21 protein-coding genes are annotated in these 19,728 nt (G+C 54.2%); 16 read left to right on the forward strand and 5 right to left on the reverse strand.

Features of this window, described 5'->3' with window-relative positions; all coding sequences use genetic code 11:
* Positions 1 to 38 precede the first annotated feature (38 nt).
* Positions 39 to 629: a nuclease-related domain-containing protein gene (locus PCA10_RS28930; RefSeq protein WP_231866720.1), complete on the forward strand. Its 591-nt coding sequence runs from the start codon at positions 39 to 41 to the stop codon at positions 627 to 629.
* Positions 630 to 861: 232 nt separating this feature from the next.
* On the opposite strand, the gene PCA10_RS28935 is transcribed toward PCA10_RS28930, so the two are convergent.
* A complete protein-coding gene (locus PCA10_RS28935) occupies positions 862 to 1,548 on the reverse strand; it encodes a DUF1845 domain-containing protein (RefSeq protein WP_011078000.1) in 687 nt (228 codons plus the stop codon).
* A gap of 409 nt (positions 1,549 to 1,957) precedes the next feature.
* On the opposite strand from PCA10_RS28935, the gene PCA10_RS28940 reads away from it, so the two are divergent.
* The 6 genes from PCA10_RS28940 to PCA10_RS28965 all read left to right on the forward strand — a co-directional run bounded on the left by PCA10_RS28940 (position 1,958) and on the right by PCA10_RS28965 (position 9,817).
* Positions 1,958 to 2,266, forward strand: a complete 309-nt coding sequence (locus PCA10_RS28940; protein ID WP_011078001.1) for a hypothetical protein — start codon at positions 1,958 to 1,960, stop codon at positions 2,264 to 2,266.
* The gene (locus PCA10_RS28945) at positions 2,263 to 2,886 is read left to right on the forward strand and encodes a hypothetical protein (protein ID WP_011078002.1); all 624 of its coding nucleotides are present in this window, start codon (positions 2,263 to 2,265) and stop codon (positions 2,884 to 2,886) included. Before PCA10_RS28940 ends, PCA10_RS28945 begins: the two co-directional genes overlap by 4 nt.
* Before the next feature lie 47 nt (positions 2,887 to 2,933).
* Positions 2,934 to 4,049: a DUF7146 domain-containing protein gene (locus PCA10_RS30035; RefSeq protein WP_011078003.1), complete on the forward strand. Its 1,116-nt coding sequence runs from the start codon at positions 2,934 to 2,936 to the stop codon at positions 4,047 to 4,049.
* Between the two features lie 118 nt (positions 4,050 to 4,167).
* Positions 4,168 to 5,193 (forward strand): thioredoxin family protein, encoded by a 1,026-nt coding sequence (locus PCA10_RS28955; RefSeq protein WP_011078004.1) that lies wholly within the window; start codon positions 4,168 to 4,170, stop codon positions 5,191 to 5,193.
* On the forward strand, positions 5,190 to 6,590 hold the full coding sequence (locus PCA10_RS28960) for a conjugal transfer protein TraH (protein ID WP_011078005.1): 1,401 nt from the start codon (positions 5,190 to 5,192) through the stop codon (positions 6,588 to 6,590). Before PCA10_RS28955 ends, PCA10_RS28960 begins: the two co-directional genes overlap by 4 nt.
* An 11-nt stretch (positions 6,591 to 6,601) precedes the next feature.
* Positions 6,602 to 9,817 carry a conjugal transfer protein TraG N-terminal domain-containing protein gene (locus PCA10_RS28965; RefSeq protein ID WP_011078006.1) on the forward strand — a complete coding sequence of 1,072 codons (3,216 nt, stop codon included), beginning with the start codon at positions 6,602 to 6,604 and terminating at the stop codon, positions 9,815 to 9,817.
* A 64-nt stretch (positions 9,818 to 9,881) separates the two neighbouring features.
* On the opposite strand, the gene PCA10_RS28970 is transcribed toward PCA10_RS28965, so the two are convergent.
* The 4 genes from PCA10_RS28970 to PCA10_RS30050 form a co-directional block, all read right to left on the reverse strand.
* A complete protein-coding gene (locus tag PCA10_RS28970) occupies positions 9,882 to 10,244 on the reverse strand; it encodes a hypothetical protein (protein ID WP_011078007.1) in 363 nt (120 codons plus the stop codon).
* 115 nt (positions 10,245 to 10,359) lie between these two features.
* The gene (locus PCA10_RS28975) at positions 10,360 to 11,244 is read right to left on the reverse strand and encodes a hypothetical protein (protein WP_197539893.1); all 885 of its coding nucleotides are present in this window, start codon (positions 11,242 to 11,244) and stop codon (positions 10,360 to 10,362) included.
* Positions 11,245 to 11,404: 160 nt separating this feature from the next.
* Positions 11,405 to 11,974 carry a transglycosylase SLT domain-containing protein gene (locus PCA10_RS30040; RefSeq protein ID WP_011078009.1) on the reverse strand — a complete coding sequence of 190 codons (570 nt, stop codon included), beginning with the start codon at positions 11,972 to 11,974 and terminating at the stop codon, positions 11,405 to 11,407.
* Between the two features lie 301 nt (positions 11,975 to 12,275).
* Positions 12,276 to 13,256 (reverse strand): ParM/StbA family protein, encoded by a 981-nt coding sequence (locus tag PCA10_RS30050; RefSeq protein WP_016502353.1) that lies wholly within the window; start codon positions 13,254 to 13,256, stop codon positions 12,276 to 12,278.
* Between the two features lie 260 nt (positions 13,257 to 13,516).
* Between PCA10_RS30050 and mobI the strand changes: the two genes are divergently transcribed.
* The 9 genes from mobI to PCA10_RS30070 all read left to right on the forward strand — a co-directional run bounded on the left by mobI (position 13,517) and on the right by PCA10_RS30070 (position 19,712).
* Positions 13,517 to 14,011: a conjugative transfer protein MobI(A/C) gene (mobI, locus tag PCA10_RS28985; RefSeq protein WP_011078012.1), complete on the forward strand. Its 495-nt coding sequence runs from the start codon at positions 13,517 to 13,519 to the stop codon at positions 14,009 to 14,011.
* An 808-nt stretch (positions 14,012 to 14,819) separates the two neighbouring features.
* The gene (locus PCA10_RS30060) at positions 14,820 to 14,999 is read left to right on the forward strand and encodes a hypothetical protein (RefSeq protein ID WP_144277084.1); all 180 of its coding nucleotides are present in this window, start codon (positions 14,820 to 14,822) and stop codon (positions 14,997 to 14,999) included.
* Positions 14,977 to 15,345, forward strand: coding sequence for a hypothetical protein (locus PCA10_RS30065; protein WP_016502354.1), 369 nt, complete (start codon positions 14,977 to 14,979; stop codon positions 15,343 to 15,345). Before PCA10_RS30060 ends, PCA10_RS30065 begins: the two co-directional genes overlap by 23 nt.
* Before the next feature lie 248 nt (positions 15,346 to 15,593).
* The gene (locus PCA10_RS28995; RefSeq protein WP_011078015.1) at positions 15,594 to 16,070 is read left to right on the forward strand and encodes a hypothetical protein; all 477 of its coding nucleotides are present in this window, start codon (positions 15,594 to 15,596) and stop codon (positions 16,068 to 16,070) included.
* Between the two features lie 29 nt (positions 16,071 to 16,099).
* Positions 16,100 to 16,801, forward strand: a complete 702-nt coding sequence (locus PCA10_RS29000) for a DUF2786 domain-containing protein (protein ID WP_011078016.1) — start codon at positions 16,100 to 16,102, stop codon at positions 16,799 to 16,801.
* Between the two features lie 320 nt (positions 16,802 to 17,121).
* The gene (locus PCA10_RS29005) at positions 17,122 to 17,751 is read left to right on the forward strand and encodes a hypothetical protein (protein WP_011078017.1); all 630 of its coding nucleotides are present in this window, start codon (positions 17,122 to 17,124) and stop codon (positions 17,749 to 17,751) included.
* Positions 17,752 to 17,824: 73 nt separating this feature from the next.
* Positions 17,825 to 18,037: an exodeoxyribonuclease VII small subunit gene (locus tag PCA10_RS29010; protein WP_011078018.1), complete on the forward strand. Its 213-nt coding sequence runs from the start codon at positions 17,825 to 17,827 to the stop codon at positions 18,035 to 18,037.
* Positions 18,024 to 19,418 (forward strand): exodeoxyribonuclease VII large subunit, encoded by a 1,395-nt coding sequence (gene xseA / locus PCA10_RS29015; protein WP_016502355.1) that lies wholly within the window; start codon positions 18,024 to 18,026, stop codon positions 19,416 to 19,418. Before PCA10_RS29010 ends, xseA begins: the two co-directional genes overlap by 14 nt.
* Positions 19,419 to 19,514: 96 nt before the next feature.
* Complete coding sequence (locus PCA10_RS30070) at positions 19,515 to 19,712, forward strand: hypothetical protein (RefSeq protein ID WP_081664090.1); 198 nt, start codon at positions 19,515 to 19,517, stop codon at positions 19,710 to 19,712.
* Positions 19,713 to 19,728: the final 16 nt, after the last annotated feature.

The raw sequence follows: 19,728 nt of genomic DNA on the forward strand, positions 1-19,728 counted from the left end.
CCTACCGAGGGTGGTGGGGGGAGTACAAGGTGAACTTCATGCTCCGCGTATGCCTAAGTGGCGAATACAAGGTGTTCGCCAACGCGATCTATCGTGGCAAGACAAGGGGAGAGTCGACACAGGTTGACCACATCATCGTGTCGCGCTACGGGATCTTTGTCCTGGAAACGAAGTGTTTCAAGGGAAAGATCATCACCTACCCGGAAGCTCCCGAGAGCTGGTTGCAGATTGTCGGCCGAAGGAAATACCGCGTGCAAAACCCGCTTATGCAGAACTACGCACACGTGAAGGCAGTTCAGAAGGTCACCGGAGTCCACTCTCAGAAAATCCACAGCTACGCAGTGATGGCAGGGCAGGCCAGCTTCACCTATGGAATGCCTGAGCGGGTCTACAGCATTTGGGGCGTGATTCGTAAAATCCAGTCCTACAAAGCCCCGGTTTTTACTCGGGGCCATGTTGTGTCAATCTGCCGGGCGCTGAGCGAGCGCAGAATCAAGGGGGGGTATTGGGCTGCAAGACGGCATGTCGAGAAGCTGAAGCGCCGAGGCGAGGATGGATCTATAACGTGCCATGAAGATAGACCCCGAGAGGAACACCTATCGCCACCCCAACAAGAACGGCAGCAGTGACAGAGATGATCGCGACCGTATCCCAAAATACCGCCTCTGGCGGCGCTTCAAGTGATTCGTCGGTGGCCAGCTCTTCTACCCACAGTGGGATAGCTTCGCGTGGAGGAGGCTGATCCGTCGCTTTTCTGCGTCTTCTACTGGTTCTTGCCGGTGTTGACGTAAGATCATCAAGCATAATGACTCTCCTAAGCAAAACGCCCCGCAATGCGGGGCGTTTTCATAACTGGCGCGATCAAGCAACGGCTTCTTCAGGAAGCGAATCGAGAGGGTCGGCATTGCCATCAGGCTCAATGTGACCCGCCGCCTCGCGCTCCTCCTTGTCAGCGTTCACTTTGGCTTCAGCCTTCTCGATATCTTCCTGAAGCTCTGCGACCTTGCTCGCGTATGCCTTTGCACGCGCGCTCTGACCGAGGCCAACGAGCGAGCGGATCAGCCGGGCCATTTGGTTGCTCTTGTTTGCACGAAACTCCTCAGCTTCCGAGCTATCGATCTTCTCATGCAGCCAAGCTGTATCAACCTGGATAATCAGATGGTCAAATGCCTGAAGCAGGCTGCTCATCCTCTTGATTTCCGGGCTGGTGATTTCGAATTCGCGAGTCAGTGGTGAGCTGTACCCTGCAAGCTCTTTGATTCCCAGGCTCTTCAAAAGCGTGTCCATCCGCTCAGACTCGTCACGCACGGCTACTTCCATGCGCTCGATTTTCTTCGAGACCGCATCAACCACCGCTTTGTGATCAAAGGTCTTGAGGTTTTTGGCCAGCTTGCGGGACGTAACGTCGATGATAAAAAGAGCCGTCATGAGGCTATCGAAACGGTTGCCGGCGAAGAACTTCGCCTGCTCAGTGTTCAGTACCATCTTTCCTTTGAGGGATGGTTTGGAGTATTGGTATTTCTTCGGTTGTGGTTGAGTGGTCGCCATTAGCGGTTTCTCCGGATGTTGGTGGCCGGACTATTGCACCAGCTTGCGTAGTATCTGGATCGCGATTTCACGCACGATTAGCGTCGGAATTTGAAGTGATTTTTTCTGGTTGACGACAGACTGAAATGGCGGCGAGAATTACAGCACTCATCGGCCAAGGTCGATTAAGAATTCGCCTCCTGGAGGCCATTGACCCTAAGTGACAGCATGCTGCTGCCACTGGTACCCATGACGTGTATGCGTCTGGGAGCAAGCCAAGCTGAGCTTATCAGCTTAAAAACCAAGCCTGCGTTCGCGTAGCGCCGATCAAAAAAGGAAGCCATTGGCTTCCTTTTTTTGTGTCAAAAAAACCCTGACGGGGAACTCCCGTTAGGGCGTTCTCCGTTTTAAAAAAATGGAGAACTGAAAAATGGCATCTACAACCCTCAAAGTTAAAGTGCTGACCGCGTTTGGCTTCCTCGTTGCTACGTTGGGAGCTGTATACGCACCGCAGTTTGCAAAGCATGTTTTGCCTTTGACTCTCTGCGTGTTCCTCGCCGTGGTAATCCTGAATGCTGAGCAGATCCTGCGTGGTGTTCTGAGCTACCTACGCGGTTGTCTGAAGGCTTCGGCTCCTCAAGCGACCAAGACCTTACCTAACGCCCGTTGGTGTAGCAGCGTCGATTATGACAACTACTACATTCCCTCCTACCTGCGTCGCCAGGGAGAAGAGAAATGATCCGTATTGACTTCGATGTTCCAAGCTATCTCCGACTGCCGCAAGGCCTGTGCATTGTTTCAGAGCGCCTGGCTCATAAACTTCCCGGGCCAGAAAGCAATGAAACGCTGCACCAAGCGCTTGAACCGGTGGTGATCAACACACTGTACCGGCCGCAAGGCCGCAACCAGGTTGCATCGATCGAGAACCAAGAGCAGGGCGAGATCAAAGGGGAGTTCATCCCTCGCGAATCCCAGCCCGCGCATCAAGAAACAGCTCAAGAGATCCAAGTCGCCCAAGGCGATGAAGATCAAGATGAGCGCGCACCAGAACTCAATTTCCAAGGCGTTGCTGGCAGGTCTGTTACCGGCGAATACCGCGGTTCAGGTTTCGCCCATTATCGGTTTCTCAAGAAGAACGGAAAGTCGTTCTTCTTGCGTATCGGTGAACACCTGGTGTGGGGAATCGAGCTCAACGCTCAGCTACGTCAATCTGGAGCGCAACAAGGTGACAATATCTCCCTGACATTCCTCGGCAAAACCGCCGTGAGTGTGCTCAAAGAGGTCCTTGTCGACGGTAAGAAAGAACAGGAGTGGGTTGATACCTACCGCAACTCCTGGGAAATCAAAATCGTGAAATAGCCAGCAATGCGCCCTTCGGGGCGCATCTCAACCAAACGGAGGTACCCATGTCCAAAGACTCAGAAGGCAATTACGCCCCAGAGAAGCAAGATGTGCTGGTAGCCGCTGATGGCCGCTGGCATGACATTTACGCAAGCCTCGCATCTTCATTGGTGCCGGCACACAAGAAAGCAGGACGTGGGGTTCCATGTCCGGTGCATGGTGGGGAAGACGGTTTTAAGATTTTCCGCAAGACGGCTGGATCGTCGAGCGGTGGTATCTGCCGTACCTGCGGAGTCAAGGCTGATGGCATAGCCTTGCTGATGTGGGTCAACCGTTGGAGCTTTCATCATGCTTTACAGGAGGTTGGAGCATTGCTCCGGGTCAAAGACCCGTATGGACGCACCGCTGACGGATTTATCCCAAGCGTTGTAATCCGTAAGGAGCGAGCCCCAGCAAAACCAGAGGCTTCAGACGATTGGCTGCGTGAAGCTATGCGCAACCTGTGGAAGGGAACCGTTCCTCTCACAGACCCATCAGCGGAACCAGCAAGGCTCTATCTTCGCTCCCGAGGCATTCTTGCTTGGGATCGACCAGAGCTGAGCCGCTACGTTCGCTTTCACCCGGAATTGACCTACAAGGACAAAGCCGGCAAGCGTTCTAAGCATCCAGGGATAGTGTGTACGCTCATCGATCCTGAAGGCCAGGCTGTGACCATCAACCGTCACTACCTGACAATGAAAGGTGAGAAAGCCGATCTCGCTGAGCCAAAAAAAATGTTCCCAATCCCCAGCTACCGCAAGCTTCCCGGCTGCGCGGTTCCAACATCGCATCCAGGAGAAGTCTTGGATGTATGTGAAGGATTGGAAACAGCCCTGTCAGTGGAAACAGCTATGGGTATACCAGTATGGCCCTTGGTGAATTCCTACCTGTTGGAGAGCTTCGTACCACCAGCCTGCACTAAAGCAGTCCGAATCTGGGCTGATAAGGACCGCAAAGAAGGTGGCCAAAAAGCGGCATTCGCCTTAAAAAAACGTCTGTGGGAAATGGGGATCAAGGCGCAAATAATGCTGCCGGACATGCCCATCCCTGACGGCTCCAAAGGTGTCGATTGGAATGACGTTCTTCGTGAACGTGGTTCTCTCGGCTTCCTCGGCCACGAGGTCTATCGCGCACAGCGATAGGCCTCTGGCCTTCTCAACTTCCCCCTCTTTTTCCGACCGTAAAAGCGCCTGAAAACGCGCCCCCTCCTGTTGGCCAACGCTCACAATTCGAGCATCCTCATCTTGGCCAGACGGACTCATGACGCCCCTAAATTTTCCCATCTTGTTGCTTGCTGCCGCTATAAGCAGCACATCCCTTGCGGGAGAGACCAAGCCCACCGAGTCGAAAACGCCACAGGTTGGTGGTTCTTCGTTCTACCAGGACAAAGAGCGCGGTTGGTTCTGGTACGAAGATCCGCCTCCTGAACAGGAACCCGAAAAACTCGAGCCCGCGCCGGTTCCAGCGGCCCCACCTCAAGCCGAAAGGGAAGCCTCCGAACCAGCCGCGCCCGAGCTGCCCCCGACCGGCAGCGTGGCGTGGATTCGGGAGATGCTTCCGAAACTGCGTGACGCAGCAATGGATAACCCTACCAAAGAGAACGTGAGTGCATATTTTTGGGCCAACCGAATCATGATGGACAAGGCCGAGCGATTCTCACGCCGCTCAGCTGACGTAATCCGAAATGATCCACTGCTCGATGAGGACATGCGTTATCCGGCTTCCAACGCCGCCTCAGATGCTTTGGCAACTGCGGCCGGCAAGCAGAAAGAAACCCTGTTGAAGCTCATCGCTGGCAGCTCTGCGCTGATGTTCTTCTACAACGGTAACGACTGCATTCTGTGCGAACAGGCCCAGGCAGCGGTCTCTGCTCTCGAGTTTAGGTACGGGTTTACTGTCATGCCCGTCTCGATGGATGGGGCCCCCCTTCCTGGCGGCAAATACCCAAACACACAGTACGACACTGGGCTCGCAGAGCAGCTGGGCATCATCACCTCGCCTGCGCTGGCCCTAGTCATCCCTCCGAATGACGTGAAGATCGTCAGCTTCAGCACCGTCTCAATGGAGACGGCAACCACTCGGATTTTAATGGCAGCGAATGAAGCAGGGCTGATTTCCGATCAGGAATACAACGCTACATCCCGCCTTAACACCATGGGTTTGATCGACGCCACGAAACTGGCTGACGCACCGCCCGACGCAACAAAAAACCCTAACGAATTCGTGAATCGGATGCGCGATGAAGCTCGTCGCGCCTTTCAAAAAGACAACGGAGGTGCCCAGTGAAAATCAAACCGATCGCCCTTGCTGTAGCGCTGATGGTGCCCTTCGGGGCTCACGCGAACATTCAACAGCAGGTCAATGAAATGTTCAGCGGCATGATCAACGTCACCAGTCCAGGGGCATATAAAACAGCCACACGCGGCGTTATTACCGGCGGGTCCGTTGTCCTTCGGAATCGGATATCCACTGCCAACCTCATCAGCATTACCCCGCCAAGCGCAAAGGGTGGATGCGGGGGGATCAACCTTTACAGCGGCTCGTTCTCCTTTATCAACGGCGAAGAGTTTGTAGCGCTCATGAGGAATGTGGCGTCGAACGCGGCTGGCATTGTTTCGGGCTTTGCCTTTGAGTTGGCCCTCGATGCGATGGACGCTCAGACAGGTGGTGTGATCCGCAACCTGGCCAACAAGATCCAGGCGCTCAATCAAATGTTTTCCAACAGCTGCCAGCTGGCGAGTGGGTTGGTTACGAATGCCAAAAAGGCATACGAAGAAAGCACCGACTTCAAATCCGCGATGACGGCCTTCGGGTCGAACGTCTCATCTGACTTCTTTACCGCGAAATCCACCAAAGAAGACTCACCAGCCAACCGGATTGCTGCCTCTGGTAAGGCCGTTCAATGTGAGAACACAGGGAACGTTCTGTGGTGCGCCATGATGAAGTCTGGCCTCCAGTCGCAGATCCTATTCGGCAGCGACGAAAACGCGGAATTCATCATGTCGATGGTCGGCAGCTACAACGTGTCGCTCACCAACGACGCCAGCGGGGGGAAAAACTTCGCTGCGCATCCCATGCCGAAGCTGATCACCGGCGAAGGTCTGAAGATTCTGGTTGAGGGCTCAACCAATCTCGATGTCAAGGTCTACCAGTGCGACCAGGATGACCCTGACTGCTCAGAACCGAACATCCGCACTCTCACCAGCTTCAAGGGCCTCGAAACCCGAATCCTTGAGGATCTTCAAAACAATGGAATCCTTGAGCGTTTTGCCAACGGCACTGCAACCGCTGCTGACGGAAACCGGATTGCATACCTCGCATCAAGCCGCGTAGGGGTGAATCTGATGAAGATCACCCAGAAGGCAGGGGCGCAATCCGGTTATGACTACCTGAATCAGTTCGCCAAGAAAATTGCTGCTGATGCATCGATGAGCCTGATCTACCAGCTGCTTGGGCACACAGAGAAGGGCCTGACCAGCCTAAACATGGCGGACGCAGGGAAGGTGATCGAGGATCTGCGGGCTACAAAGGGTGAGCTCATGGACGAATACCGCTCGTACATCGAGGACGCAATGCAGGGCAAAGATGCCGATGGCCAAGCAGAAAAAATGCTCCAGATGGCCCCTGTGTTTGATAGCGGAACTCTGCCACAGGGAACCATCAACGATAACGCAGGCGCGTAACGGAGATATCTATGGACTTCACTATCTACACCACAGGCAGCGCCGAGTTCCTTGAGATCATGCTCAATGCCTGCGCAATGATCACAGGCAGCGGTGACGCAGAAGATCTTGCCCGTATTGGCGCGCTGATAGGTCTTTTTCTGTTGGCTTTCCAAGCAGTTTTTAATAACCAGGCCATTACCTTCGGAAAGGCGGGCCTTGTGCTCGTCCTTTACATGATGTTCTACGGGCCTACAGCCACCACTGTTATCGAGGATACGGTGTCGTCGCAGGTGCGGGTGGTGGACAACGTGCCTCTTGGCCCTGCCTTTGTCGGCTCAGTCATCTCAACGGTGGCCTACGGCATCACCAAAACCACGGAGCAAGCGTTCTCTACTCCGAGCATGACCGACTATGGGCTGTTCTCGAGTCTGAGTACGTTGTCGAAGGTGCGCGATGCTCTTCGGAACCCGATGGCACTGGACGGTTTTCAAAACTACCGAAAGTCTGATGGGTGGGATCTGCCCCGATCGGTAAACGAGTACATGACATTCTGTTCGCTAAACCCTGTCGCGCTGAGAACGGATAAGACCCTGACTGACTTGTACCGTTCTCCCGGCTGGGCTCAGGTGCTCTCAAATCAGACATCATCGATGTTCATCTATGTCTACGACGGTACCGCCGGCACCATGAAGAGCTGTGCAGAGGCCAGGTCGTTTCTCAACGCGCATTTGCAAAACGTCTACACAGACGTGCTGGAGGACATTCTTCAGAAAGGATTCAGCGAAGAAGTCAAAACCAATCGAATGACCACCGGTATACAGGTTCAAGCTGCTACAGACCAGGCAATTCAAAGTCTGGCACTCAGTAGCAAGTCGGCTCAGGACTACGTTTTGACTTCGCTAATAGCCCCGATTTTTAACGACTCTCGTGTCGACGCCATGAACCATTGGCAAGAACAAAGGGCTGCAATGGCTCTCCGTGAATCGCTCAACCAGCAAGAAATTCAATGGGCGGGGAAGGGCGACAGCTTCAAGCATTACATGAGGCCGATGATCGCCTTCTTCGAGGGCATGCTCTATGCGATGACGCCGTTCTTGGCCTTTGCTCTACTCCTGGGTGGGCCTGGCCTTTCTATCCTCGGCAAGTATCTCGTGTTGCCGTTGGCCGTTGGGTTGTGGATGCCGCTGTTAAGTATCGTCAATGCTTTTACCCTCTGGTATGCCGGTTCCCAGATGGAGGCCGTATTCAATGGATACGATCCGACTGGATCTGGTTTTGCAATGCTTCAACTCATGGACATTGATAAGGCGATCGGCAAGGCTCTCGGTATCGGCGGCTTGCTCGCCGCTTCTGTGCCGCCTTTGGCTCTTTTCATCGTTTCTGGCTCAGCCATGGTTGCGAATAGCATCATGAGCCAAATGACAGCTGGCGAAAAATTCAAGTCCGAAGACGTGAATCCTCGATCTCAGGAGAGCGCACCTGTTCTAAGTACCAATGCTTCGTTCACTTCTGACCAGGTAGGGGCCGGCGTTGCTAAAACAGGTAGCCCGCAACTGGCAGAAACCATCAGCAGCGAACAAGCAGCAAGCGCTGTTGTGCAGAGCGCGAGCATGGCATCTCAAACGGCAACCTCTCAGTACCAAGAAAGCCTCAAGGCAGCTGGTCAACAACTCAACTCATCGGCCACAGGGCGGCAAGCACTTGCGCAGATCGGCGAAAACCTTTCGGCAGGTTCGGTCCTCAGTTCGAATGCATCTTACAACGAGGCAAAAGAGTCCCTGCGGAGCCTCGGCCTATCCGAGTCTTCGCTGAATCAGGCCACGTCCAACGCCGCAATGGGTATTTCTACGCCGCTTGGCGGCATGAAGCGGTCGGATAACACCTCGGCCGACACCATGACTCAGGAAAGCAAAGCCAAGGCGGAGAAAGCACTTGCCCAACTTACGCAGTCTGTCCAGGCAACCGATTCGAGCACATTGACCTTCGCGACGGGCGATGCCTTCTCAAGTAGCGCGTTGGCACAGCAGAGCGCATCGAACACAGACGAGATCGGGAAAACCCGTTCGAGCGCCCTTCAGGCGCAACAGACCTATAGCCAGGCATCTGCGCAACAAGATTCGATCAAGGCCGGTCAATCACTTAACCTTAGAGACGCCGGCGTCAAAGCGCTCACTCGCGGTCTCGGCCGCAATGAAACCGCGCTGGCGCTCGAGAAAATGGCAGGACAAACAGAGTCAGGTAAAGATCTGTACAAACAAGCCTTCGGTAGCCAGAGCATCCAGGATATGTCGAAAGACACGAGCGAGCGTCGAGCGATGGCAGCGATTCGTGCGATCAATCAGGACGGACGCCTTGGTGATCTGTTGATGAGTCAATACAACCCGTTCGATTTTAACGTCAACCAAGGAGATGCAAACTCGAACGCTGGTCTCACAAGCAGTGCCGCCAAGGCCACTGCCGGCACCGACGCCATCGCTGGCAAGCTTGATGCAAAATGGAATTCAAATGCTGGGGCCTATGCAAACTCAAATGACATGAATGCCAGTGGCTATCAAGCTACGAAGGAGGATGGCGCTACGGTTATTGGGCAGCGAAATTCTGAGAACATGCAGCCAGTGATTGATGCTAATTCGCAGAATCAGGATCACGTGGATAACCGTTCCTCCCAAGCTGCATATGACACCCTGGCAGCAAGGGGGCAAGCTGCAAGCCAAGGTACGAATCTGGGCAACATTGTAGCTAATGGCGCGAATGCGGCCTTTACAGGGATCAATACGATTGCTGGAGCCTTCCGCAGCGGCTCCGATAGTGAAAAGCTCGAAAACTATTACGACATCGGTATCAAACAAGGGTTGAAGCCCGAGGAAGCACAATACTTTGCCGCCAAGGCTACTGGTGAGTTTGGATCGGCCGAGGGTGATGCCTATCGAGAGCTGAATGGTTACTATCGTAGCCAAGGCATCCGGGATGATAACTACATCGCAGGGGCTATTACTGCGATCGATGATGCTGCCAAGGCCCCTGAAAGCGGTTCCTATCCCACCCTGACGGCGCTGGCGGATTCAAGGGATGCCGTGCAGTACCAGGCGTACCAGGGCCCTTCGAATGAGGATGTTCCTCAAGTTCCAACACCGGCTACAGCCCCACAACCAGCCAGATCCGCTCCGCCACCTGCACCGTCGCCATCCTCGGCGGGAGCCACAAACCACAAACCTCAGCGACCGACAGGGATCAACGCTGACTAGATGAGGTTAAGCTGAAACGACAAGGCCGGGATTCCCCGGCCTTTTTCTTACCCACCTGCATAGTTTACCCCTTGAAGATTTCAGTCAGCCGATCCTTCACCGCCTTTGCGATTTGCGCCCGGAACAGGAACAACAAAACAGACAGGCCAACGCTTACACCGACCGCCTCTGCACCCAAGCGGGTGAACACAACGATGTTGATCATCAGCAACACGATGATGCCGTAAAATTCAGCATTCGCCTTTGCACCGGTAAGAACCTGTTCTTCAGTCAGCATCCACTTGGGAGATAGGCAAAACGGGCAAACCGAGGCCTCCGGGTCACGGCCACCAACAGGGACGCCGCTGATGTAGAAAGGGGCGCTGGTGATAACCTTCGGTACCATCATTTTCTTGCAGCACTGGCACTCAACTTTGTCGTTTCGCATGTCGCTCACCATTCAATTCATCTCACCAATATAATCTCACTACCACGCAGAATCCCAAACGGAAAGCTCCAGCCAGGGGGAACAGGGCCTGCGAATAGCTTCACGTGGATGGGATTCAGTGGTTGCACCAGATGCATCGGCCGGGCTTGAGTGCGTAACGAGCGTTGATTTCCTTGCACTTGCTGCATGGAGTGAGAGTGATGTCTCCGGTCTTCATCGCGTTGCTGAGCTGGTAACCGTTGGAAGGGGAGATCATATCGCTGGCCTCAATGCCGACAGCTCTGCACAGCTCTACATACTCGCGATGAGCCGCAACCACCGCCCGAGCATTCGTCCGCCGAAGAGGATTGTCGGCGAGCAGCCTGTATATAGTCAGATAGAGCAAACTGTGAAGAGGGCTTTCGGCCAGTGTCTTATTCGGTGCCTGTATTCGTCCACTCTGGGACTGAACAAGGGGGATATCCCGTAGCAAGGACCGCTTCATCCTGACTACTTCGTCCGCATTCAATCCAGTCCATTGCGCGACCAACTTTGGCTGTAGCTTCTGCTGAAGCAACTCGGTCGCTACCACATCGAGGGGCATCGTCGAGGGATAGTCCTTGATCCGACCTATGCCACTCACGCCAGGCTTCAGAAAGTACCGAAGGTCACCAAGCAATACTGTAGTCACGTCCCTGAGTTGATCGTCTGACGAAGATAGGTTCATCCTCAGCTTCCTGAGGTTGCACCTGGTGCCAACCGAGAACCCGCCGCGGCTAACCAGCATCATCCGAGAGTCGAAAGAGCCTGCCTCGAACACCCGATACCCAACATCGTCTAGGCCTACAGCCAGAATTGGGCTTGTCTGGTTGACGCGGGAGAAGTGGCAAAACTCCATGAACATAACCATTTTGTTACCTATCTCCCTAAACTCTTCATCGTCTAGGTAGCCCCTGCCGACCTTTAGGGTGTTGTAGTGGACCCGGTAGAGGGAGACCGGGAGAGCGTCGACAGCGTTCAACTGACGTTGGTTGGTGCTCAACGAAGAAAGCCAAACCATATCGCTCTGAGTCAAGCGCTGCTCAGCGAGAATGACATTGAAATCTCGCAAGCCAGATGTCAGCCAGCGCAGACCCATTTGTATCATCGATGCGTTGATCTTAACTCGCATGTCCCTGCCCTTACTTTAAACGCTGTAGTGAACGCCAAATTCTGAGCACATTACTCGCATACTCACGTGCGTCAAGTTCACGTTTTGGGTTTCGTGTATGGTAGCCACCGATGGCTAGTTGCATATCGACAGGGTATTGCGCAATCGACTCGCAAAGTATCTGGGCACCGATCCGAATGTTTACTTCAGGGTCAAGAAGAAGCTCTGGGCTTGCTACTCGATTGCCATTCCAGCGATAATTTATTTGCATAATCCCTATATCGGTAAGAATGTCTTCGGCAATATATTTGCCGAGTACAACCTTGGCAGCCATATAGGTTTTAGGGTACAGGGCACCACTAGGCGCGTTCCGAAGCGCAAATGGGTGTGGTGCAACCATCCCTTGTCCGGCAGAAGTTTTAGATTCATTCAGGGCCAGTGAATATAGAAGCAATGGGTCCGGTTTGCATGCGGTGGCCATTGAGGCTCGCTCCCACATTGTCCCTTTTAATGAAAATCCATTAGCGTTTGCGCTTGCTGAATTAAATATTGCAATGCATGCATAGACAGCAACAAAGGAGCTGGCACGGATATTAAACATTAGCCCCCCTTATCCAGCTAGCAACTGGGCGAGACGTAGGCTCATTACTAATTGGTTCTTTTTCGCCCTCAGAGAGATTATTATGCTGCTGAGTATCAGTCTGCTTGTTTTTAATCTCTTCGGTCGCGCTAATCATGCTTAGATACAGTGCAGCCATTGCAACAAGCCTTTTACCCCGATAATCGGGGTCAATAGTTTCGAGATGCGCGTGCAATTCTTGTGTCGCTGGCGTGACTCGACATTGTAGTCTCATCGTTTTATCCACATTCCCTCCTCAGCGCTTCCCTGCGCAGCCGTTTAATTAAGAGCGTGCTATATGCCAGAAACCTTCGGCATTGCTTTTTACGCTATTCACGGGCTTGACTACCAAAGCATCGGGAAATTCTTTTCGAGCAAATGGCTCATACAATGAGGCTCCCCCACCGCCGAGAATTACACAGTCGATAGCACGCCCCTTCAGGAATCGAAGTCCTTGTTTGATCTCGGTGAAGACGGATGGGATAACACGCTCGGCAGCGCGCTCGAGATATTCAGCAAGCTCAACTTTGCGGCCATAGATCAGGATGTAAGATTTACCCGACTGGAGCGCATGTTCGATCTTTTCTACACCAGGAATACCGCCATGATCCTTCGCAATTTCTTCGTTGCACGCTTCAAGTACAACAGACATAGCTTTGAGGCTGCTGCTGCTGGAGTTGACTACCAGTTCGCGATGGTCAAATACCACCCAATCAACACTGAAAAAACCCGGATCAATAATGATTGAAACTGACTCCTCAATAACCTCCGAAGCATCTGAGTTGCAGTAAATCTCCGTCAGAGTCCCGATAGGCTGAGCAACAACCTCTACTCGCTTAACCGTAACCTCTCGCTTGGGCGTAATCCGATGCGTCCCGGTCATACGCTTTATCAGGGCTTCAACATAGGGCTTATCGCGAGCCTGCGAGACAGGAAGGCCAGTTACTAAGCAGTCAATCACGTCTTTATCACCGGCCGCATGCAGCAGAGCACCTTTAAATAGGGCCTCATAGGCGTGCGAGGAAGTGTAATCCTCGTGCAGCTCTCGTCCATCCTGAACTCGGCCGGGCGCGGCAAATGCCACCCAGGGCGCGCCATCAACTTCAACGATTACTTCACCAGGGCGTAACCCAGAATCCCCAGGCAGAACGCTCAAGGGAGCGGCCTGCGAGGGACGAATAATCGACTCCGGTTGCCCATCGCCACTGCCAAAAACGCCAATGACGTTGCTGTAACCAATATCCAGACCTAAGGCGTTACCCATTCGTATGCCGCTCCCAGCAAAAAAAGACAAAAGAAGTGCGCCAAATGACGACGCAGATGACCCCGCAACACATGAAACCCCACACCTACAGAATCCCAAGCGCTGCAACTGCATCACCCGGTCAACAGATGACGACGAGCCGTCATAATCTGCCTTCGCGAGAGCACTGTGCTTCGTTTTCAGGACGTTTTAGCGTCTGAAATCGATCCACACCCTCGGTGTTGAGCCGCAAAATGCTCCCATCCACAAAGGAGCGACATATGAACCCACCTTCTGAAGCCCCCAAGCATCCAGCAGTAGCGGAGCTCGATCGCGTCTATTCCAGCCTTGTCGGCCGAGCCGAGGAGCTGCGCGACTCTTTCTTCCAGACAGCCCTTTCTCAGCACGCAGGCAAGCCTGGGCATATACCGATCGTGATCCGTATACGGCAATCCAGCCCGAATGCAGTCACCATCGAATGGGCGAAAGTGATTTTGCCAAGGCTCAAGGAAGGCGAAGCCAAGAAACCGCGGGTCATCCGCACGATCAACAAGGGTCAAGGAAGCAAGTACCCGGTCTCGTCGTTCTCGTTCGTGAAGGAGCCCTTGAAGAACATCGTTCGGGCCTACGAAATCCAGCTCGCCGAGATCCGGGAAACATGCTCAGTCATTCAGCGAGTCCGCCGTCAGCTTGTCCCTGCGGTGAAGAAAGCTGGCGTAGTTGATGGCTCTATTGCTGCGTTCATCACTCAGGATTACCCCGCAGCGTCCGACTGATCGCTTCGCCCTGGTACGGTGCAGAAAATGGTGGAGCCCAACAAAATCAAGGGCTCCGACCACGACACCTCTTCACGACACCTCTTCACGACACCCCTTCAACCATGACGACACCCCTTCACCGAACCGTTTGCTGCGAATTGATTCGGCTGAATAGGCGCGGGGCCCCTAGTTGCGGGCGTTACAGGGCAGCAACACCCTTTCACGACACCCCTTCACGACACCCCTTCGACGACGACAGCACCCCTTCAAGGCAGCCATTTCAAGCCGATATCGCTACACACCACGTAGTTCCTGCCTTTCAGAGCAGCGCGCATGAAAACAATTACGGCGCGACTTTCTCTCTATGTGAGGTGAACCCTCAGACTCCCATAAGCAAGCGAGGTGGTGTGAGGGCGGTTTTCTTGAACCTGTGTCGCGAAGCGGGTGAATGCGGTGCATCGACAGAGTGTCGGTTGAGAGGCCAACTATTGGGATCAGAGCGCGCAAAATCCTTGGGATTGGATGCGATGGTGGGAGGATTGACGCAGCGCAAATTTGCGGGCTGGGGTAAGCAGCCAGGATTGAGTAGGAGTAAATCTGATGCTCGGAAGCGGACTACTGGAGCAACTGCTTGGGTCGATCGGCGCATTGAGTGCCGGGTTAGCAACAGCCTGGATGACTTACTGCGGGTCGAGGTATGTGCTCAGCGATTTGAAAACCGACTACGCGAAACTGCGGGTGGCGATCAAGTTCCTAGCGGGCAACTCGGCGAGCGCAAGTGGAGGGCATAGCGAATGATCTTCGCGAATCTGCCATACCTCGGAGCATGGACATCAGCAATCCACGGGATGATCTTCACTGGCATGTGCATTACCGGGATCGCTTGCTGCGTCAGCCTGTCGATCAAGTCAGCGTTGGTTGTCACCAAGGTGATATCGAAAATAAAGAGCCGGCGAAACACGGCAATGAACAGGCGGTGACATTTGGAGTTCAGAAAAAGAGATGACGGCAGGTTATTCCCGCCGGTGCTACCAAACGGCGATTTCATAGGCGTGGCCCATGGAAGCCACCTCAGGCAGGTTCTCTTTTCAGTGCGGGACGAAGGCCTGTACGGGGAAGGTGTGTTCCTCCTATGGCACGAGATAACCGGCGTATCCCTTACCGACGCGAAAGGATTCCAAATTCGGAGCGGAAAATATGCCAGCGGCGGGTTTGGATTTTACGCAGGAGCATCTGCGCTGCTCGATTTGACAGGGGAAATCGTAACCAGAATAGATGGATACACAGTTGACTACTGCCTGATGAACCGCATCAGCTACGAGTCAAAACGACAAGTGCAGCCAATCTATTAGCAGTGATTTAACCTGTCGGGCTTTTGGCAAGCCAGCGGAGGACCATTGGTAGATGCTTCATATGGTGCAGAAGTTATTAGCAGTGAAACGAGAGTCCTGCTATTCGATCAGGCTAGAAATGCTATTAGCAGTGAAGTGCCTCACTTTCATAAAATAAACATTGGTAGGTGTGGGATGTGCCCCCGTTTCGCGAAGCGGATGAATTCAGGCCGTTACGGTGACCTACAAATTTACGGAGAAGATGTTTTATGTACGGAGTTAATGAGTTGATCGGGGCCAGCGGTAGTTTTTCTCTTGATGGATATAACCTACCTGGGGACAAGGAGTGGTCTGAGGAAATGTTAGAGGTTCTGCATGCGGACATTCCAGGCAGTCATGATCTCCTAATCGCAATCGTGCTGACTCAAGAGTGTGCGGAGTTACGTGAGCGAAGTTCTATGGCAATGGCTGTAGTGCTTAGTGAATACGAGTCAACGCTCGGGCAGCCAGATGCGTTGCGAGCAAGAACGTTTTTTGTCGCAGCAATCACAGAGCTGAAGATGGTTCTTGATGAACTTAAAGACCAGCCGCAAGCAGAGCAGGAAAAAGTGTTGTCGCGTTTGGGTGATTATTTCGGAGAAGCCGTCAAAAAGTTTGACACCTCGTTTGAAGGGATGGAGCAAGTATATTTGCTGAGCAACCCGAATACAGGGCGATATTGGATGTCGCTGAAGCGTCATGCTTAATAACGTGTCGCGAAGCGGAGGATTGGCTGGTGAGTGAGTGCGCAATTGCAGACATGGATAAGCGCGCTCGCGCACTAGGCAGAATCAAGAAATGTTTTGCGCTCGCAAAATCCAGCAACCCGCATGAGGCCGAAGCAGCAATGCGGCAAGCCCGCAAACTTATGGACAAGTTCAAGCTGGAAGTAGGCGATGTGCGTGCTACCCAGGCGGAGGAATTCTCCCTGCGGATCGGTAAAGCCAAAAGCGTTCCGCCACAATGGATTCGCATGTTGTCGATGACTGTCTCAAAGGCGTTCGGCTGTGTGAGTTTCTACAGCTATGGCCCTAACGGGCAGTCGCTGATTTTTATTGGAGAAATCGGTAGCGCTGAAATGTCGGCCTATGCGTATGAGGTGCTTATCCGGCAACTGAAAGACTCCAAGAGAAAATACCTCTCAGGGGTCAGCGTTCAGGGCGCAGTGCAAAGGCGCAGAGCGGGAGTGATGTATGCAGAAGCGTGGATCATCGGCGTACACAAACGAGTAGAGGAATTTGCCGGCGTTACGGAAGAAGGGGAGCGGGCAATCCACGCTTATACCCAGAGACATTATCCTGGTGTTCCGATCACAAAGATGAAACGCCGGAAACTCGATATGGGTGCGTACCGAGCGTACATTCAGGGCAAAAGGGATGGTGAAAGCGTCTCTCTGCACAAACCTATGGGCCGTGAAGAGCACATGCTGTTGGAATGAGGTAGTGCCCAAGAATAAGTCCCGCTCGAGCGGGATTTTTTTCGTCCGATGTTTGTCCCCTGAAAGTGGGGGTAAGCCTGTGGATAAAGTCCTGGCGTGGCGGTCTGGGAAGCCCCCCCGGCGATGCTCAAATTTTAACCAGCAGGGCGAAATTCGACATTACTCTTGACGTTCGCAATCGAGACAGAGATATTCTCCTCGGCACGCGGGTAGGTGCCTGCCGTCCACATTGGCAAAGCGAAAGCACTACCGACAAACCAACGGAACCCTTATGGGTGCTCCGGAGTGGACACAGAGCATCAGCCTTTGGAGGCTGCCGTATGCAAAACCCAATCACGCTCCGCGATATCGAAAACCTCAAAAAACTCGCCAAGCAGGCAAAGGCCCTTCACCCAGGACTGAGCCATGCGCAGCGCCTCAACCTGATGGCGCAGCATCATCTTCAGGCACGCAGCTATCACGAAGTTCGCAAGTGGATCGCTCGCTCGTTGGAGCAGCACTACGAGCGGAAGGACAGTGGCGTGGTCTACTGCAAGCTCTGCCGTTTTTCTTTCGTCCCCGGTGTAGCCGAGGACTCGACTACTCACGAGAAGCGTCACCTCAATTTTGAGGACGCTCTTTTCTCCCTCGGAGCGTTACCAGCTGCACATGCCACCCGAGAGCAAAGGAAACGCGAGGCGCATAACCTGATCCATTCCGCACCGTCCGCCGGCGAAGAATTGGCTGGAGTCGAGCAACTGGTCAACGCCTGGTATGACCGTTCGCTGGAATCCGCGATCGGCAATGGCGGCTGGAAGAAACACCCGAGCCTTGCCGAGTATGCCGCGATGATCGTTCCAACCGTTGAGGCCTGGTTGCGGCAGAGCAGGGTGTTGTACCTGTCCAAATACGGCTGCAATCGGGGCGTGATCCCAGAGGGTCAGACAACGTGGGTTCAGCCTGAAGGCTGATAGGGTTGGGTCCTTTGGGGAAGCTGCGACAATTGGCACGTTGATTGATCTCATCTTCCCCAGGACTTCCCACATGAGCCGAGACACCTACGAAGCCAACATCGCCTTCATCGACCAGACGGTAAAGCGCCTGGAGCGCAATGAGGTGAGCATCGACGAGCTGGAGACCCTTGCTCGCGAATTTGCGGATGCACGTAAGTTCTGCGCCGACCGGCTTACCCGAATCGAGAGCGTTGTTCAGGCAACCTTGGGCGCTGAAGAGGGTCAGTCCGGTGAACGCACCTGATCCGGTTGAGCAGCACCTCACTCTCAGCGCATACCTTACCCAGATCCAGAAGGCTGTCCGTGCTGCGGTACCAGACAGCAGCTGGGTTATTGCGGAACTCAGCGACTTCAAGCGCCGTCCGAACGGCCACTGCTACATGGACATCTTGGAGTCGCGTGAGGGAGCCGAGGTCGCGAAAGCACGGTGCACCATGTTTGCGAACGTCGCCGGCAAGGTACTTGGTGAGTGGCAGCAGGCAACCGGAGGCCTGCCCCAAGCAGGAATGAACGTCCTGCTGAAAGTGAGGGCGGATTTTTCCCCTCAGTTTGGCTTCTCCCTGATGGTCACCGGCATCGACCCGAGCTACACGCTGGGTGACATGCAGGCCAAGATGCAGAAGATCATTGTTTCCCTGAAGGAGCGGCAGTGGTTCGACCTACAGCGGGGACTTCCCTCTCCAGGAGGGTTCTGGCGCGTTGCGGTTGTGGCTCCGCACGAGGCTGCTGGGCTGGCCGATTTTCGGCGTGATGCAGAGCAGTTGGCTGCGGCCGAAGTGTGCGGCTTCGAGTATTTCTCAGCGACGTTCCAGGGGCGTGACGCATCAGACAGCATCCGCTCTGCGTTGCGGACGGTTCATGAGCAACATCAACAGCAGCCATTCGACGCCGTATGCATCATCCGCGGGGGTGGGGCGAAAAGCGATCTGGCCTGGCTCAACGACGCGAACCTTGCGGCTTGGGTCTGCCGTTTGCCTGTTCCGGTATTCACCGGCATTGGGCACGAGATCGACGAATGCGTGCTTGACCTCGTGGCACACCGCCGGTTCGACACACCATCGAAGGTCATCGGGTTCATCAAAACAGCGCTCATGTCTGAGGCCTCAACTGCTCGGGCTCAGGTCGAGCGGGCCAACGGCATGATCTTGCGCCTGGTGTCTGGGCAAGCCCCGCATCTGGATCGCGCTTGGAGCACCTTCAGCCGGCGTGTGACGGAAACGCTCCATAGGGAGCAGCGGCAACTGTTGCAACAGCAAAGCAGCCTCGACAAAGGCCGGGACCGCCTCCTCAGCCAACAGCGCATGGCCCTCCAGCTCGCGCAGGATCGATTTTCAAGGCTCGGGGCTGGCCTGTGTGTAGCTGAGCGCCAAAGGGGGCTGTTTGCCGCCTCGAGGGTGGCTTCCCTGAGTATGGCGCTGATCGCCAAGGAAACTTCGCGTCTGGAGCTTGCATCCACGGTCTTCGACAAGACGAACCCGCTTGCACTGCTCGGGAGAGGATTTGCCTTAGTCCGTGGCCCTGGTGGGGTGATAATCAGCAGCGCCGAGCAGGCTCGCGATGCGGGCAAGCTGGATCTGGCGTTTGCCGATGGCCATGTCACTGCGGATGTGGCGACTCCGCATTGATGGAGTCACATCCTCGAGAGGTATGGGAAACTTGTCTCAGTGAGTTGGGGTTGTGCGAATTGCCGTTATCCTGGCCACCTGCACTGGAAAAGACAAATGACGACCGTAGCTAGCTTGTTCCGAAATTTGGTAGCGATCACCGCGTTGGTTTACGCCTATTTCGCATTTGACGTTCATCCAGATCCGCGCCGCTGGCATTGGGGCGCTTGGCTTGTCCTTGCATTTTGGTATGTGGTTCTGCTCGGTGTTTACTGGGAGAAACGTTCAAAGGCTCAATATGATGGTCGGAGCTGAGCAATAAGTAGGAGAA

It is taken from the genome of Pseudomonas resinovorans NBRC 106553 (genome assembly GCF_000412695.1).
Lineage (GTDB): Bacteria > Pseudomonadota > Gammaproteobacteria > Pseudomonadales > Pseudomonadaceae > Metapseudomonas > Metapseudomonas resinovorans_A.